This window comes from Nocardia carnea, from assembly GCF_029868325.1.
In the GTDB taxonomy this organism is placed as follows: domain Bacteria; phylum Actinomycetota; class Actinomycetes; order Mycobacteriales; family Mycobacteriaceae; genus Nocardia; species Nocardia carnea_C.
The window spans coordinates 23,052-39,168 of record NZ_JARWNW010000085.1 but is presented as its reverse complement, the minus strand read 5'-3'; the positions used below and the strand labels follow the sequence as shown (position 1 = coordinate 39,168).

Genomic DNA, 16,117 nt, shown 5'->3' with positions numbered 1-16,117 from the left:
CGCTGAAGTTCAGCCTCGGGGTCGCGCTCAGCCCGCTGGAACAGCTGCCCGAACTGGCGAAAACGGCGGAGGAGGTCGGGTTCAGCTCGATCGCGCTGCCGGATTCGCTGTTCTATATGAAATCGCAGGCGGCGAAATATCCGTACACCCCGGACGGCGCCCGGTTCTGGGGCCCGGACACCCCGTGGGTGGATCCGCTGATCGCCGCGACCGCCATGGCCGCGGTGACCACCCGGCTCCGCTTCTACACCAATGTGCTCAAACTGGGTTCCCGGAATCCGCTGCTGCTGGCCCGCCAGGTCGGATCGGTGGCGAACCTGTCCGGCAACCGGTTCGGGTTCGGTGTGGGGATCGGCTGGGCGCCGGAGGAGTTCGAATGGTGCGGGGTGCCGTATGCGCGCCGCGGCGCGCGGGTCGACGAGATGATCGAGGTTATCAAGAAGGTCCTCGCGGGCGGCATGGTCGAGTACCACGGTCAGTTCTTCGATTTCGACGAACTGCAGATGAGTCCGGCACCGAGCGAACCGGTTCCGTTCTACATCGGCGGGCATACCGAGGTAGCGCTGCGCCGGGCGGCCCGGGTGGGTGACGGCTGGACCTCGGCGATGATGAAATTCGATGATCTGCAGGCCACCATCGCCCGGCTCGGCGAACTACGCGCCGAACAGGGCCGTGCCGACGTGCCGTTCGAGATCCAGGCGGTCTGCGTGGACAAGTTCGGCCGCGACGGCTACCAGGAGCAGTACGACGCCGGCGTCACCGACGCCATCGTGATCCCCTGGCTGGCTGCCGGTATCGGATTCGACGGAGATATCGAGGCGAAGAAGGACGCGCTGCGCAAATTCGCCGACGAGAACATCCAGAACCCGATCACCTGAGCGCGCAACCAGCACGCTTGTCGAGAGGAAACTCATGAGCAGCGACGAACATCCCGCACGCGCGGCCGGTCTGGCCTCGCAGGCCGCTGTCCGCGCCCGGGACAAGGACGCCTGGCTCGCGCTGTTCGCGCCGGACGGGATCGTGGAGGATCCGATCGGACCCTCCGGTTTCGACCCCGAAGGCAAAGGACACCGCGGCCCCGAGGCGATTTCGGCATTCTGGGACAAGGCGATCGCGGGTACCGATTCGATCGAGTTCCTGTTCGGTGATTCCTTCGCCTGCGGTGCGGAGGTCGCGTTCACCGGCACCATCCGCAGCACCATCGGCGGGCATCGTATCGACGCCGAAGGTGTTTTCACCTACAAGGTGGACGACTCCGGGAAGATTCTGGCGCTGCGCGCGTTCTGGGAAGTAGATCGCGCGATGGCCACGGCCACCCCGGTCGGCTGATCGGCTGACGGGCCGACCCCTCACGGTCCGCCCGCCGATCGGCTTCTACACCGAACCGGCCCCGCACTCATCGGAAGTGCGGGGCCGGTTTCGCGTGAACCGTTGCCCGGGCGCGTAAGCCGTTGCCCCGGCACGGACACCGCGACAGCACCTGGGAAAGTTTCGGCCCCGCACCCGATGTGGATGCGGGGCCGAACTGTGGGCCGCGCCGCCGCCACAACGGCGCGGCGCACACTCGATTCCGGTTACGGACCGGCCCCGGACACCACTGGTACCCGGGGCCGGAGGCTCATACCGCGGCGCTCAGCTCGCGGTCTGCCCCGTCACCGGGCAGGTCTTGTAGTCGACCTGGAATTCCTTGATACCGTTCAGCCAGCCGGAGCGCAGCCGCCGCGGGTCACCCAGCTTGGAGATATCGGGCATATGGTCGGCGATCGCGTTGAAGATGAGGTCGATCTCCAGCTTGGCCAGGTTGGCGCCGATGCAGTAGTGCGCCCCGGTGCCGCCGAAGGCCACATGCTGGTTGTCCTCGCGCATGATGTCGAACTTCATGGGGTTCTCGAAGACATCTTCGTCGAAGTTCGCCGCCCGGTACACCATCAGCACCCGCTGGCCCTTCTTGATCTGGACACCGTTGAGTTCGGTGTCCTCGAGCGCGGTGCGCTGGAAGGTGGTGATCGGGCTGGCCCAGCGGATGATCTCGTCGGCCGCGGTCTTGGGGCGATGCTTCTTGTAGAGCTCCCACTGGTCCGGGTTCTCCAGGAAGGCGATCATGCCGTGGGTGATGGCGTTACGGGTGGTCTCGTTACCCGCGACCGCCAGCAGCATCACGAAGAATCCGAATTCCTCGGATTTGAGGGCTTCGCCGTCGATATCGGCCTCGACCAGGGTGGTGACGATATCGTTGGCCGGGCAGGCCTTGCGGGCCTCGGCCATCGCATAGGCGTATCCGAGCAGTTCGGTGGAGGCCTGCACCGGGTCCACGTCGATTTCCGGATCGTCGTAGCCGGTCATCTCGTTGGACCAGGTGAACACCTTCATCCGGTCTTCCTGCGGCACACCGATCAGCTCGGCGATCGCCTGCAGGGGCAGTTCGCAGGCGATCTGGGTGACGAAATCGCCCGACCCGGCCTCGGCCGCGGCCTTGACGATGGCCTCGGTACGCTTCGACAACTCGTCTCGCAGCGAGTTGATCGCACGCGGCGTGAACCCACGCGAGATGATCTTGCGCATCCGGGTGTGCTCGGGCGGGTCCATGTTCAGCAGAATGAAACGCTGCAGTTCGATCTGCTCGCGCTCGATATCGTCGTTGAACCGCGGGAGCGCCGTGTTCTCGTAGGTCGAGAAGACATCACTACGCCGCGAGACCTCCTTGATGTCGGCATGCTTGGTGACGACCCAGAAGCCGTCGTCGTGGAAACCGCCGACCTCGGGCGATTTCTCCTGCCACCAGATCGGCGCGGTACGGCGGAGTTCGGCGAACTCTTCGACCGGTACCCGCTGCATGTACATATCGGGGTCCGTGACGTCGAACCCGTCCGGCAGGTTCGGCCGGCCCATGCGCGTATCCACCACCAGATGTCTCCTTCGACAAACTGAAACACGTTCTACAATCATTGAAGCACAGGCATAAGAACGAGGAAAGAAACCGGACTGAACTTACCTCCGCCCGTGTGCGGAACACGTTACAGTTTTCTGTCCGAAACGAAAGGTTCAAGATGGGCACACCCGTTATCGTCGAGGCAGCTCGCACCCCCATCGGTAAGCGCAACGGCTGGCTTTCCGGGCTCCACGCGGCCGAGATCCTCGGTCTCGCCCAGCGCGGACTGCTCGATCGCGCCCACCTCGATCCCGCCAAGGTCGAGCAGATCATCGGCGGCTGCGTCACCCAGGCCGGCGCCCAGTCCAACAACATCACGCGGACCGCCTGGCTCGCCGCCGGGCTGCCGTGGCAGATCGGCGCCACGACCATCGACGCCCAGTGCGGTTCGGCCCAGCAGGCCAACCATCTCATCGCCGGGCTGATCGCCACCGACGCCATCGATATCGGGATCGCATGCGGTGTCGAGGCGATGAGCCAGGTGCCGCTGGGCGCCAACGTCGGCGACCAGGCCGGGCCGCGGCGGCCCGCGTCCTGGGATATCGATATGCCCAACCAGTTCGAGGCGGCCGAGCGGATCGCCAAGCGGCGCGGCATCACTCGCGAAGATGTCGATGCGCTCGGCGTCCGTTCGCAGCGACTGGCCGCCCAGGCTTGGTCCGAGGGCCGCTTCGACCGCGAGGTATTGACGATCACCGCCCCGGTGGTCGACAAGGAGGGCAACCCGACCGGCGAGAAGCAGGAGGTGAGCCGCGACCAGGGGCTGCGGGAGACCAGCGCGGAGAGCCTGGCCAAGCTGAAGCCGGTACTGGAGGGCGGTATCCATACCGCCGGCACCTCCTCGCAGATCTCCGACGGTGCCGCGGCAGTACTGCTCATGGACGAGAAGGCCGCCGAACGAGAGGGCTTGCGGCCGCGGGCCCGGGTGGTGACCCAGTGCCTCGTGGGCTCGGAGCCGGAGTTCCACCTCGACGGACCGGTGCAGGCCTGCAGCCGATTGCTCGAACGGTCCGGGATGAGCATCGGCGATATTGATCTGTTCGAGATCAATGAGGCTTTCGCCTCTGTCGCTTTGTCCTGGGCTCAGGTCCACAAGCCGGATTTCGACCGGGTGAATGTGAACGGCGGCGCGATCGCGCTGGGGCATCCGGTCGGCTCGACGGGATCCCGGCTGATCACCACCGCCCTGCACGAACTCGAACGGTCCGATCGCAGTACCGCAATGGTTCTCATGTGCGCCGGTGGCGCACTCGCGACGGGAACGATCATCGAACGGCTGTGACGGCCCGTCGAATTCACCGACGATGATCCAGCGGATCCGGGGTGTTAGTGCCCCTTCACAGGCATGAGCCCCGGATCTCCGTAATTTCCACACGTAGGTTGAACGTTCATCTCACCGTTGAGCAGACGTGTCGTACGCCACACAAAGCGCTATACAGTGCCTCACAAGGGGCATCAGCAATCCGAAGGCTACCCGCCGCCCGCCCGAGAAGACCCCCGGGAGGGGCGGCTACCTGGCGGTATTAGCAGCCCACAAGTTCCGTGCGGGGTAACCCGCAAACGCGATACCGCGGTCCACTTCCCCGGATACAACCTAGAAGCTTCAAGGAAATCCTGAATCAGGCGTAGGTTTTCAGTTACTGAGCCGCTAATATCAATGATAGGTATCCGAGATAACGACTGTTAGTACAGTGAAGGGAATTGGGCGGCTCACAATGGCTGATTTCGCGGCGCGGCTGAACAAGCTGTTCGAAACCGTGCATCCCCCGGGGCGTAAGCCGCACACCAATGCAGAGGTAGCGGCCGCACTGACGGCATCCGGTCATCCGATCTCCAAACCGTATCTGTCGCAGTTACGGTCGGGCCAGCGGACGAATCCGTCCGATGAGACGGTCGCCGCCCTGGCGAAGTTCTTCAAGGTCAAGCCCGACTACTTCTTCAACGACATCTACGCCGCGAAGATCGACCACGACCTCGAACTCCTGGCGCAGCTACAGGGTTACGGGCTGCGGCGGCTGTCCAGCCGGGCCTTCGACCTCTCCGAGGAGTCGCAGAACCTGCTGACCTCCATGGCGGAGAAACTGCGCGCCAGCGAGGGTTTGCCCGAAGTTCCTCCGGACGGAACGGAATAGAACCGGAAACAGGCACGGTGCAGTCCCGATCGGGATCGCACCGTGCCTGTTCCTGTCAGGGGTAGCCGGCAGGCCGGGCAGACAAGAATTTCTACAGCATAAGAATCGACCGGCTTCGAGATCTGCGGTGTCCGATAATCACGGTACCGACCACTCGGCATGATTCCCGGGCCACACCGAGTGTTATCACAGTGACGTAACGGACGTACCTGCATACCTCGGGCAACTAGCGCGCAGCGGGCTCCGGTTGCGCGGCCTGTTCCGGCAGTGCATCGAAGGCCTGGGCGATCGCCTGCACCCAGCCGCGCGGGCTGATCCCCTCCGGCGGCGCGATCCACCGGGCATCCACCACGGCCGGCCCCAGCGGATGCTTGGCCCATTCGGCAACACGCTCGGCTCGCCGGCCGATCGCCGCCGGGGGGTCACCGGCGGCAGCGATCTCCACCCCGCCCCCCGACTGCAAGTACAGCGCGTCCATGATCTGCGCCACCCGATCCGAGGCCTTGAGCTGGGTGGAGGTCCCGGTCTCCTCCTGAACCACCTCCGGGAACCGCTTCACCATCACCTTGTGCAGACTCTGCACACGGCGCAACAACAACCGCGCCCGCAACCACATCTCGACCACGATCCACACGGCACCGAACGCGATCAGCAACGCGGCAACCTGCCACAGCGGCCACGCCCACGTCGGCTTACCCGGCTCGGCGCCGGGGGCGTCGGTGAGGCCACGCTGGATCTGCCCGGCAGCCAGCCCGATCACCAATGCGGTTCCGGCGATATAGATCGCAATACCGCGGCCCAGCGCCGTCCAGCTGAGATTGCGCAGACCGGTCACGACAATGAAAATCCCTGCCGCCGCGACGACCGCCCAGCCGAGAGTGAACGACCACAGCACCGCGGCGACGATCGCCAGAACCCCGAGACCGTAAACCCCCCAGGCGATCTGGCGTAGATTCCGGCGTGAAACCACCGGCCAGGCCGCAGAGGCGACCACCGAGGTCGCGGTGACGAACAGCAACCAGGCACCGACGACCACGCCCTCGGACAGCAACCCACCGGGCAGACCGCCCGGCAGTAAGTTGTCGATCGCCAGGCCCACATCGGGTATCGCCGCGGTACAGGCCAGGGCGACGGCAGAGACGGCGACCACGATCGCCACCCGGGCAGTCGTCGCCGGCTTGACGAGAACACGCCCCACCCGGGCGCCGGCGGCGACCCAAACCAGGAGGGCGGTCAACCAGAAGGTCATCCCAGAGCCTCATCGAATCGAAGGACCGAGACGCCCGCGCCCCGGCTGTTGAAAACGCGCAAACGTGTCATCAGCATGGCGGCGAACGTTTCGGCCTCCCATTCGGCCTGGTCGTTCTCGCCGTCCTCGACGGCGGTCTGATGCGCACGCTGACTCAGCATGTAAGCGATCAGGTCGTCACTCACCTCGAGCGTCACCTCGGTGGCCGGGGCACCCTCGTGGTCGAAGACGATATGGCCCAGCTCGTGCGCGAGCGTATGGTCGCGACTCGGCAGCGCGCTGGCCAGCACGATGATGTCCTTGGCCGGGTAGTACCGCCGCTGCCCGCAGACACCGGGGCCGAGATCGGCATCGGTGATCTCGATCGGCCGGCCCCGCTCGGTGGCCACCGCCTCCACCACCTGGTCCAAGGTGGTGGCGTCGGCGTCGGCGGCGATCGCGCACACCGCGTCCACGGCGGCCGCGACGCGGCGATAGGCCCGAGCGCTTTGTGTTTTGCTCTGTGTCATCGCAATCACGCACCCGTTCCGAAGAATTCGGAGCGCGCGGCATCGATCCGCGCCTGTGCCTGGGCGGCGCTCTGATAGCTCATCACGGCCGAACCGCCACCGGCGATGGCCAAGGCGACGAGCCCGCCGATCACCGACAGCAGCGCCGGTTCCGGCAGCACACCTTCGGCGCTGGTCGGACGCACCGTGTGATTCGGCGGTGCGGCGGCCACCGGCGGCGCGCTCGGGGCCGGTACCGGAGCACCGGGTGCGGCGGGGGCCGGGGCCGCGGGAGCGGGAAGCCCCGCCCCGACCGCGACATCCACCACGCTGGGTGCGCCGGGGCCCGCACCGGCGCCACCGGGCGCGGGCAGCGCCAGCGGCGGCCCGACCGGAGCCGGCGGTACCGGCGGCAGCGGTAACAGGAGAAGTAGCAGCGGGGCGGCCGAACCGACACCGGCCGAACCCAGGGCCGCCGAACCGGTCGCCGCGGAACCGGCGGCTGCCGACCCCGTGGCCGCGGAACCCACTGCGGCCGAACCGAGCCCGGCCGAACCGGTACCGAGCACCCCGACCCCGGCCGAACCGAGAGCCGCCGAACCGGAGCCCAGTACCCCCACACCAGCGGAACCCACTGCGGCCGAGCCCGTTCCGAGCAAGGCCGAACCGGTACCGAGGCCGGCCGAACCGGTGGCCCCCAGACCGACTCCGGCGGAACCCACTGCGGCGGAACCGGTACCGAGTGCAGCGGACCCTGTTCCCGCAGCCGCGGAGCCGGTTACCGCCAACGGCGCGAGTGCCGCCGACCCGACCGCTGCCGAGCCGGTACCGAGAATCGTGCCGAGCGCGGTGCCCAGACCGATGGGGGCCACGGGTTCGGCAACCTCGCTGGGTGCGGGCGCCGGTGCGGCAGGAGCCGCGGAGTCAGCTGTCGGACCGGTCTCTGCGGAGCTCTCGCGGCCCGGGATATTCAGGGTCTGCCATTGCGCAACCTCGCCGGGTTCCGAACCACTGCTCCCGGCGGCGCCCGGCGACCCGCTCGGCTCCGGGGCGGAGGGAACACCGGCCGGCGCGGGCGGCGCATCAGCGGGCGGGGGTGCGCCGGCACTGCCGGTACCGAGGCCGGCGCCCGGGCGGTCACCCTGCCCCGGCACGGCGACCCCGGGCCCTGCGGGTGCGCCCGGCGCCTCGTCCGACCGGCCGGGAATCCCGAGGGGTGCGCGGGAGCCCGGATCGGACCCGGCATCGCCGGGCGGCGTGAACCCGTTCCCACCACTTCCGGTCGGCCCCTGCTCCACTTTGGGCGAGCGGCCCGGTTCGGCTGCTGCGTATCCCGGCCCCCCGAGTAGCGCCAGGCAACCTACCGCCCCGGCTACTGCGAGTAATCGCTTGCTGCGACCAACGGCCATGCGCCAGCCATCCCCTCGATCGATATTGCGGATCCCCCGGTGATGACGCCTTCCGGGCAGAACGAACAGATGGTTGCCCATGGTAAACCAGGCCCCTGACCGGCGCATAACAATGCAGCGAGACAGCAGCGGCCCCACGCTTCGACGCAGGTGGAGCGACAGGCCACAGCCGCGATATCACCATCGAGCATGGGATTACTCACAGTCACCGCTCGGCCGATCGGGTAACTGAGCCGCCCGCACAGCGGCAGATTCCGGCCGGCATCCGGTTCCGTCCCCGCAGCCGGGTGTCGCCGGATTCGGCCCAACGCTGGTCGTCCGACCAGAAAAGCGTCGGCGGCGCCGCGCTGGAGGCCCTGGCAGTACAACGCGGTCGACCACGCCGTAACAGCGGTCGGCGGCGAGCACTCCCCTCAGCTCTGCACAGCGGCCCGGGCCGGGCAAACCCGTCCATATGCGCCCGGTGTCATCCGAAGTAGGCGCTGCACCGGAACACGCCCGATCCGCCCTCGTGACGGATCAACAGGTTTTCCGGGTGTGCTCACCAACCATCCAGGCCCCGGATCGTCCGCCGCCGCGCTCGGCGTACAGAGATATCCCGAGTCCGCAGACTGTTGATGTTCCGCGAATCGTGTATCGGCCTCGGCTGTGTACGCCGGCAGCAATCGGCCCGATCGCCACAACAGTGACTCAGTTGGCACCGCGGCTGTGCGTTCGACAGCACGCGAAGGTTCGCTCCGCCCCCAGCCTGGAGTCGGGCATGCGGACGCGGAGGTTGCGGCGCGCCCGAACCATGCTGTCCCTCTGCTTGCTCTGCTGCATGGGACGCGACGCTGTAACGGACGTGACCGGATCGCGCACGGACTTCGACCGTGGAGCAGCGCCACTCGGACACGCGGCAGGGCTACCGCAGGTGCGCCGGAGGGTCGGGCAGAGGCGCACTACCAACGTTCACCGCCGGTCCGTCCACACGTCCAGAGCAACCCGGCGGGGCGCAGACTCGACTATGCGGCCCGCCGGGCGCTCAGGTAGGGGGTTTATGCCCCGTAGACAGGTTCCGGCGCGGCGCCCTTCGAGATCAGTTCCGCCACCACCGGGCCGAGTTCGGCCGGATCCCAGCGGGTTCCGCGGTCTACCGGGACACCGTGCCGCCAGCCCTCGGCCAGGGCGATACGACCACCCTCGACCTCGAACATCCGGCCGGTCACCCCGGCCGATTCCGGGCTGCCCAGCCACACCACGATCGGCGAGATGTTCTCCGGCGCCATGGCGTCGAAACCATCCTCCGGCTTGGCCATCATGTCCGCGAAAACCGTTTCGGTCATCCGGGTGCGGGCCGAGGGCGCGATGGCGTTCACGGTGATGCCGTAGCGGCCGAATTCGGCCGATGCGGTGAGAGTCAGGCCGGCGATACCCGCTTTGGCGGCGCCGTAGTTGCCCTGGCCGACGCTGCCCTGCAGGCCGGCGCCGGAGCTGGTGTTGATGATCCGGGCGTCGACCGGACGGCCGGCCTTGGATTCCGCACGCCAATACGCGGCCGCGTGCCGCATGGTGGCGAAATGCCCCTTCAGATGAACCCGGACCACCGAATCCCATTCGTCCTCGGCGAGATTGACCAGCATGCGGTCGCGAACGAAACCGGCGTTGTTGACGAGTACATCGAGGCCGCCGAAGGTATCCACGGCCTGCTGGATCAGCCGCTGCGAGCCATCCCAGCTCGCCACATCGTCGCCGTTGGCGACAGCTTCGCCTCCGGCCGCGCGGATCTCGGAAACCACCTGCTCGGCGGGCGTTTCCGCCGTGGATTCACCGCTGAGGCTGGTGCCGATGTCATTGACCACGACCTTCGCGCCCGCGGCCGCGAAGGCCAATGCGTGCGCGCGGCCGATTCCCCGGCCGGCGCCGGTGACGATGACTGTCCGTCCGGCGCAGATGCCCTCGGTTGCCATATCCGTTCCTATCGTCGATGGTCGTAACTGGTGTTGTCGCGTCGATGAGGCGGCGGCCGCGTCAGGACTGTGCGGTTTTCGCCGTGCCGGTGGAATGAGTGGCGTTGGCGGCCGAGAGGAAGGCCGGCGGTTCGCCGCCGCCGTGGATCTGCAGGGTGGCGCCGCTGATGTATCCGGCGAGCGGAGAAAGCAGGAACGCCACCCCGTTGCCGACATCGTCGGGCCGCGCCATCCGGCCCATCGGGATGGTCTGCCCGACCGCGGCCACCCCGTCGGCGTCGCCGTAGTGCAATTCGGCGAGCTCGGTTTCCACCGCGCCGACGACCAGCGAGTTGATCCGGACCCGGGGCGCCCATTCGGCGGCCAGGGAGACGGTGAGCGCGTCGACTCCGGCCTTGGCCGCACCGTAGGCGGCGGTACCGGGTGAGGGCCGGTGACCGCTCAGACTGGAGATATTGACGATCGACCCGCCGGTTTCCTGTTCACTCATCACCGCCTGCGCCGCCTGCGCGACGTGCAGGGCAGCGAGCAGATTCAATTCGATGATCTTGGTGTGGAATTTCGGGCTGGCGTCGGCCGCCAGTGCATAGGGCGCTCCCCCGGCATTGTTCACCGCGGCGTCGAGCCGGCCGTACCGGCGCACGATCTCCGCGATCATCTCGCGCACCGCCTCGGCATCACGGACATCGCAGGGCAGAAAGTCGATGGCGCGCCCGCCTGCTTCCACAGGTGTTTCCGCCGGTCGGCGCGCACACGCCACCACGGTCGCGCCGGCGGTCAGCAGGACCCGGCTGATACCGGCGCCGACACCTCGGACGCCTCCGGTTACCAGAACGACGCGATCGGACAGGTCGATTTCGAGTGCCACCGTGTTAACCTACCAAGCAATTGCTTGCTTAGCCAAGATGCTCGAGAATGCGAGATGGGATACGCGATGGGGATCACCCGCCATTCGGAATCCGCCGGTATCGCCGTAGTCACGGTCGACTATCCGCCGGTCAACGCCATACCCTCGGACGGCTGGTTCGCCCTCGCCGACGAGATCCGCGCCGCCGGGCGCGACCCGCAGACCCGGGTGGTGGTGTTGCGCGCGGAGAACCGGGGCTTCAACGCCGGCGTGGATATCAAGGAAATGCAGCGCACACCGGGCCACCAGGCGCTGATCGACGCCAACCACGGCTGCTACGAGGCCTTCGCCGCCGTATACGACTGCCCGGTCCCGGTCGTCACCGCGGTCCAGGGCTTCTGCCTCGGCGGCGGGATCGGCCTCGTCGGTAACTCCGACATCATCATCGCCTCCGAGGACGCCTCCTTCGGGCTGCCCGAGGTCGACCGCGGCGCGCTCGGCGCGGCGACCCACCTGTCCCGGCTGGTCCCGCAGCACCTCATGCGCGCGCTCTTCTTCACCGCGAGCACGGCCACCGCCCAGCAGCTGCACCACTACGGCTCGGTGCTGAAGGTGGTCCCCCGCGACGAACTCGACGCCGCGACGCTCGAGGTCGCCAAGGACATCGCCGCCAAGGACGGTCGCGTGATCCGGGCCGCCAAACGCGCGCTCAACGGAATCGACCTGCAGGACGTACACCGCAGCTACCGCTACGAACAAGGGTTCACCTTCGAACTGAACCTCTCGGGCGCTTCGGACGAGATCCGCGAGCGGTTCGACGACGACCTGGCAGCGCAGAAGGACAAGAACTGACACCGATCCGGAGGATCGTTGATTGATGGAGCGTAAAACCATGCGAGACAAGCGGAAATCGCTCGACGAGATCGTCGGCGAACTGCGTAGCGGAATGACCATCGGCATCGGCGGCTGGGGGTCGCGGCGTAAGCCGATGGCCCTGGTGCGGGCGCTGCTGCGGTCGGATGTCACCGACCTCACCGTCGTCACCTACGGCGGCCCCGACCTCGGCCTGCTGCTGTCGGCCGGCAAGGTCCGCAAGGCCTACTACGGTTTCGTCTCCCTCGACTCGGCGCCGTTCTACGATCCGTGGTTCGCCAAAGCCCGCACCTCCGGGCAGATCGTGGCCCGGGAGATGGACGAGGGCATGCTCAAATGCGGGCTGGAGGCGGCCGCGGCGCGACTGCCGTTCCTGCCGATCCGCGCCGGCCTCGGCTCGGACGTACCGAATTTCTGGGACGGCGAGTTGACCACCGTCACCTCGCCCTACCCGGGCCCGGACGGTAAATCGGAAACCCTGATCGCCATGCCCGCGCTGAACCTCGACGCCGCGCTTGTGCACCTGAACATCGGCGACGCCCACGGGAACGCCGCATACCAGGGTGTGGATCCCTATATGGACGACCTGTTCTGCATGGCGGCCGAGAAGCGATACCTGTCGGTGGAGCGCATCGTGGACACCGAGGAACTGGTGAAAACCGTGCCGCCGCAATCGCTGCTGCTCAACCGCATGATGGTCGACGCGGTCGCCGAGGCACCGAACGGCGCGCATTTCACCCTCGGCGGGGAAAGCTACGGGCGCGACGAGAAATTCCAGCGCCACTACGTCGAAGCCGCCAAGTCGCCGGACACCTGGCAGACCTTCGTAGACACCTACCTCAGCGGCTCCGAAGCCGACTACCAGGCCGCCGTCGCGCGATTCAAGGAGGAGCAGTCGTGACCAGCACCGAAACCATCACCCGGGCCGAGGTGTGCGCGACCGCCTGCGCCGAGATCTTCCGGGATGCCGGGGAAATCTTCGCCAGCCCGATGACGCCGATGGCACAGTTGGGCGCCCGGCTCGCCAAACTCACCTTCGAACCCGATCTGCTGCTCTCCGACGGCGAGGCGTTCTTCCTCGCCGAAACACCACCCATCGGCGGTAAGGCACCGGTGGAGGGCTGGATCCCGTTCCGCAGGGTTTTCGATGTCCTGGCCTCGGGCCGCCGCCATGTGGTCATGGGCGCCAATCAGATCGACCGCTTCGGCAACCAGAACCTCTCCGCCTTCGGCCCGCTGCAGCAGCCGACCCGGCAGATGTTCGGCGTCCGCGGCGCGCCGGGAAATACGATCAACCATCCGACCAGCTATTGGGTTGCGCGGCACAGCAAACGGGTGTTCTGCGATCAGGTCGATATCGTCGCCGGGATCGGCTACGACAAGATCGACCCCGAGAACCCCGCCTACCGGTTCATGAAGGTCCACCATGTGGTCACCAACCTGGGCGTTTTCGATTTCGGCGGGCCCAGCCACACCATGCGCGCGCTGAGCCTGCACCCCGGCGTCACCGCCGGAGAGGTCGCGGAGAACACCTCGTTCGAAATCGCCGACCTGGGAACCGCGGGGGAAACCCGGCTGCCGAGCGACGAGGAACTGCGGATCATCCGCGAGGTCCTCGATCCCAAGAAGATCCGCGAGAAGGAGGTCCCGCAGTGACACCCCGGCTGCGGACCCCGCTGACCGAACTGGTCGGGATCGAACATCCCGTCGTGCAGACCGGGATGGGCTGGGTGGCGGGTCCGAGCCTGGTCTCGGCCACCTCCAACGCGGGTGGCCTGGGCATCCTGGCCTCGGCCACCATGACCTACGCCGAACTGGAAACGGCCATCGCCAAAACCAAGGCGCAGACCGATAAACCGTTCGGCGTGAACATCCGTGCCGATGCCTCCGACGCGCCCGAGCGGATCGACCTGCTGATCCGCGAGAACGTGAAGGTCGCCTCGTTCGCGCTGGCGCCGAAAAAAGATCTCATCGCGAAGCTGAAAGACGCAGGTGTGGTGGTGGTTCCGTCGATCGGCGCCGCCAAGCACGCGGTGAAGGTCGCCTCGTGGGGCGCCGACGCCGTGGTCGTCCAGGGAGGTGAAGGCGGCGGGCACACCGGCCCGGTCGCGACCACCCTGCTGCTCCCGTCGGTACTGGACGCCGTCGACATCCCGGTCGTCGCGGCCGGCGGTTTCTACGACGGACGCGGCCTGGCCGCCGCCCTCGCCTACGGCGCTGCCGGTGTCGCCATGGGCACCCGGTTCCTGCTCACCCAGGAAAGCAGTGTCCCGGATTCGGTGAAACAGGAGTACCTGCGCCGCCCGCTCGGCGAAACGGTGGTCTCGACGAAGGTCGACGGTATGCCGCACCGGGTGCTCAACACCGAACTCGTACAGAAGCTGGAGGGTTCCGGCCGTATCCGCGGCCTCACCGCGGCAGTCGGCAACGCCACCAAGTTCAAGAGCATGACCGGAATGAAATGGTCGACCCTCGTCCGCGACGGCCTGGCCATGCGCAAAGCCAAGGACCTCACCTGGTCACAGGTGATCATGGCCGCCAACACCCCGATGTTGTTGCGCGCCGGCCTGGTCGAAGGCAATACCGAAGCCGGTGTGCTCGCGGCCGGCCAGGTGAGCGGCATCCTGGACGATCTCCCGACCTGCCAGGAACTCATCGACCGGGTCGTCACGGACGCGGTCGCCCGGATCGGCACCCTCGCCACCCTCCCCCAGAGCGCCGAATCGGCGAACTGACCCGAAACAAGCCAGGCCCCGCCCCAATGTGGGGCGGGGCCTTGTCGTACAGCACAGCCGGCGCAAGGGTCGCCGATCAGGCAGGCTGGGCCGGTCCCGAACCTGCGGTAGTCGGTCAGGTCTGGGACATTGGGCACACTTCGCTCCGAGCAGCGCCGGGACGGAACGAACCGGCCGACGGTTGTAATCGCACAATGGACCGGTGTCGACTGCACATCCGGACTCAACCTCCACCGTGTCGGTATCCATGCCGACCGATCTGCTGACTGCTGTCCGCGACCGGGCCGGTCAACGCAACATGTCGGCATATATCACCGAAGCGGTGCGCCACCGGCTCGAGATGGACGGGTTGACCGAGATCGTCGCCGAGTACGAATCGGCTCACGAGCCACTCACCGAAGCCGAGATCGAAGCGGCATCGCGGGATTTGTTCAGTTCGGGTGGAGCGATCAACGGCCGCGGCTCCGCCTAACCGAAACCCATATCCTGTCGATGGTGCACGGCGGACTGATGCACCCTCGGGGACTGTCGGTACCGAGCGCTACCGTGCCTGCCATGCCTTCGACCCCGCATGAAGTGGTGATCGACATGTTCACGGAGAGACCGGGTTTGGTCGCTCCGCTCCTTTCCGCGCTCGGCTGCGAGCTACCCGACTACGACACTGTGAAGACCCGATCGGAGAGAGCCGCGGTTGTGGCGCCCACCGAGTACTACGCCGACGCGGTGGTTGCGTTCGAGCGTGGCGGCGCAACGGTGCTGGCAGTCGTCGTGGAGATTCAGTTACGCCGCGACCCGGACAAACTGTGGTCCTGGCCGGTGTACACGGCGTCGCTGCGGGCGCGGATGAAGTGTCCGGCGTTGCTGTTGATCGTCTGCCCGGACAATGGCACGGCGAAATGGGCGGGCCAGCCGTTGACATTCGGGTACGGCAGCCCATCCACCACATTGCGGCCGTTGGTCCTGGCCCCTTCCTCGGTTCCGGTGGTCACTGATCCGGACATGGCGACCGAATTGCCGGAGCTGGCGGTGCTGTCCGCGGTAGCCCACCCGCAGCACCCCGACCACGCTCAGATCTGGCGGGCATTGGCCGCGGGTTTTCGAACTCTCGGGGAAGACCCCGCCCTGCGATACCATGATTTCATCCTGACGATGATGCCGCGTGCTGTTCGTCCTGCTTGGGAGGCTTTTATGTCCACCGGTCTGCGTGACTACAACTTCACGAGCGACTTCGCCCGCAAGTACGTCGCCGAAGGGCGAGCCCAGGGCGAAGCCGAAGGGCGAGCGCAGGGCGAAGCCGAATCGATCCTGACCGTGCTCGACGCCCGCGGAATCGAAGTACCCGACCAGGTGCGGGAAACGATCACCTCCTGCGATGACCTCGACCAACTGCAGAAATGGCTGCGGCGAGCCCTGGAAATCAACCGGGCCGACGAACTGCTCGACTGACATAACGGCTTTCTGAGATCCCTCTGGTGCACTGGCGACGCACACGGTTCGGTCTGCATG

At 66.9% G+C, this 16,117-nt stretch carries 16 protein-coding genes; 10 read left to right on the top strand and 6 right to left on the bottom strand.

Annotated elements, in window-relative coordinates:
• Positions 1-2: 2 nt before the first annotated feature.
• Positions 3-878, top strand: coding sequence for a TIGR03619 family F420-dependent LLM class oxidoreductase (locus QH196_RS04805; RefSeq protein WP_280414554.1), 876 nt, complete (start codon positions 3-5; stop codon positions 876-878).
• Positions 879-912: 34 nt separating this feature from the next.
• Positions 913-1,329, top strand: coding sequence for a nuclear transport factor 2 family protein (locus QH196_RS04800; protein WP_033244047.1), 417 nt, complete (start codon positions 913-915; stop codon positions 1,327-1,329).
• A 303-nt stretch (positions 1,330-1,632) separates the two neighbouring features.
• Here the strand turns inward: QH196_RS04800 and QH196_RS04795 are convergent, their stop codons facing one another.
• Entirely contained in the window at positions 1,633-2,889 is a 1,257-nt protein-coding gene (locus QH196_RS04795) for a cytochrome P450 (protein WP_280414553.1), read from the bottom strand.
• A gap of 158 nt (positions 2,890-3,047) precedes the next feature.
• On the opposite strand from QH196_RS04795, the gene QH196_RS04790 reads away from it, so the two are divergent.
• Both QH196_RS04790 and QH196_RS04785 read left to right on the top strand, forming a co-directional pair.
• Entirely contained in the window at positions 3,048-4,211 is a 1,164-nt protein-coding gene (locus QH196_RS04790; protein ID WP_280414519.1) for a steroid 3-ketoacyl-CoA thiolase, read from the top strand.
• Positions 4,212-4,644: 433 nt separating this feature from the next.
• A complete protein-coding gene (locus QH196_RS04785; protein ID WP_033244044.1) occupies positions 4,645-5,061 on the top strand; it encodes a helix-turn-helix domain-containing protein in 417 nt (138 codons plus the stop codon).
• A 226-nt stretch (positions 5,062-5,287) separates the two neighbouring features.
• Here the strand turns inward: QH196_RS04785 and QH196_RS04780 are convergent, their stop codons facing one another.
• From QH196_RS04780 to QH196_RS04760, 5 genes are all read right to left on the bottom strand, one after another.
• Positions 5,288-6,310, bottom strand: coding sequence for a hypothetical protein (locus QH196_RS04780; protein ID WP_280414518.1), 1,023 nt, complete (start codon positions 6,308-6,310; stop codon positions 5,288-5,290).
• Positions 6,307-6,819 (bottom strand): ImmA/IrrE family metallo-endopeptidase, encoded by a 513-nt coding sequence (locus QH196_RS04775; RefSeq protein WP_280414517.1) that lies wholly within the window; start codon positions 6,817-6,819, stop codon positions 6,307-6,309. Before QH196_RS04775 ends, QH196_RS04780 begins: the two co-directional genes overlap by 4 nt.
• A 5-nt stretch (positions 6,820-6,824) precedes the next feature.
• Complete coding sequence (locus tag QH196_RS04770; RefSeq protein ID WP_280414516.1) at positions 6,825-7,670, bottom strand: hypothetical protein; 846 nt, start codon at positions 7,668-7,670, stop codon at positions 6,825-6,827.
• 1,574 nt (positions 7,671-9,244) lie between these two features.
• Positions 9,245-10,156, bottom strand: a complete 912-nt coding sequence (locus QH196_RS04765) for an SDR family oxidoreductase (protein ID WP_280414515.1) — start codon at positions 10,154-10,156, stop codon at positions 9,245-9,247.
• A 61-nt stretch (positions 10,157-10,217) separates the two neighbouring features.
• Positions 10,218-11,024, bottom strand: coding sequence for an SDR family oxidoreductase (locus QH196_RS04760; protein ID WP_280414514.1), 807 nt, complete (start codon positions 11,022-11,024; stop codon positions 10,218-10,220).
• A 66-nt stretch (positions 11,025-11,090) separates the two neighbouring features.
• On the opposite strand from QH196_RS04760, the gene QH196_RS04755 reads away from it, so the two are divergent.
• The 6 genes from QH196_RS04755 (at position 11,091) to QH196_RS04730 (ending at position 16,057) form a co-directional block, all read left to right on the top strand.
• The gene (locus QH196_RS04755) at positions 11,091-11,855 is read left to right on the top strand and encodes an enoyl-CoA hydratase family protein (RefSeq protein ID WP_280414552.1); all 765 of its coding nucleotides are present in this window, start codon (positions 11,091-11,093) and stop codon (positions 11,853-11,855) included.
• A gap of 40 nt (positions 11,856-11,895) precedes the next feature.
• Positions 11,896-12,777, top strand: coding sequence for a CoA transferase subunit A (locus QH196_RS04750; protein WP_280414513.1), 882 nt, complete (start codon positions 11,896-11,898; stop codon positions 12,775-12,777).
• Complete coding sequence (locus tag QH196_RS04745; RefSeq protein ID WP_280414512.1) at positions 12,774-13,532, top strand: CoA-transferase subunit beta; 759 nt, start codon at positions 12,774-12,776, stop codon at positions 13,530-13,532. The genes QH196_RS04750 and QH196_RS04745 overlap by 4 nt, the downstream gene beginning before the upstream one ends.
• A complete protein-coding gene (locus QH196_RS04740) occupies positions 13,529-14,611 on the top strand; it encodes an NAD(P)H-dependent flavin oxidoreductase (protein WP_280414511.1) in 1,083 nt (360 codons plus the stop codon). Before QH196_RS04745 ends, QH196_RS04740 begins: the two co-directional genes overlap by 4 nt.
• Before the next feature lie 202 nt (positions 14,612-14,813).
• Entirely contained in the window at positions 14,814-15,083 is a 270-nt protein-coding gene (locus tag QH196_RS04735) for a hypothetical protein (RefSeq protein WP_280414510.1), read from the top strand.
• 83 nt (positions 15,084-15,166) lie between these two features.
• A complete protein-coding gene (locus QH196_RS04730) occupies positions 15,167-16,057 on the top strand; it encodes a hypothetical protein (RefSeq protein ID WP_280414509.1) in 891 nt (296 codons plus the stop codon).
• The last annotated feature ends 60 nt before the right edge of the window (positions 16,058-16,117 follow it).

Coding starts and splice junctions, on each gene's coding strand:
- QH196_RS04800 (WP_033244047.1), top strand. CDS start 913: ATGAGCAGCGACGAACATCCCGCACGCGCGGCCGGTCTGGCCTCGCAG.
- QH196_RS04795 (WP_280414553.1), bottom strand. CDS start 2,889: ATGGGCCGGCCGAACCTGCCGGACGGGTTCGACGTCACGGACCCCGAT.
- QH196_RS04790 (WP_280414519.1), top strand. CDS start 3,048: ATGGGCACACCCGTTATCGTCGAGGCAGCTCGCACCCCCATCGGTAAG.
- QH196_RS04785 (WP_033244044.1), top strand. CDS start 4,645: ATGGCTGATTTCGCGGCGCGGCTGAACAAGCTGTTCGAAACCGTGCAT.
- QH196_RS04780 (WP_280414518.1), bottom strand. CDS start 6,310: ATGACCTTCTGGTTGACCGCCCTCCTGGTTTGGGTCGCCGCCGGCGCC.
- QH196_RS04775 (WP_280414517.1), bottom strand. CDS start 6,819: ATGACACAGAGCAAAACACAAAGCGCTCGGGCCTATCGCCGCGTCGCG.
- QH196_RS04765 (WP_280414515.1), bottom strand. CDS start 10,156: ATGGCAACCGAGGGCATCTGCGCCGGACGGACAGTCATCGTCACCGGC.
- QH196_RS04755 (WP_280414552.1), top strand. CDS start 11,091: ATGGGGATCACCCGCCATTCGGAATCCGCCGGTATCGCCGTAGTCACG.
- QH196_RS04750 (WP_280414513.1), top strand. CDS start 11,896: ATGCGAGACAAGCGGAAATCGCTCGACGAGATCGTCGGCGAACTGCGT.
- QH196_RS04730 (WP_280414509.1), top strand. CDS start 15,167: ATGCCTTCGACCCCGCATGAAGTGGTGATCGACATGTTCACGGAGAGA.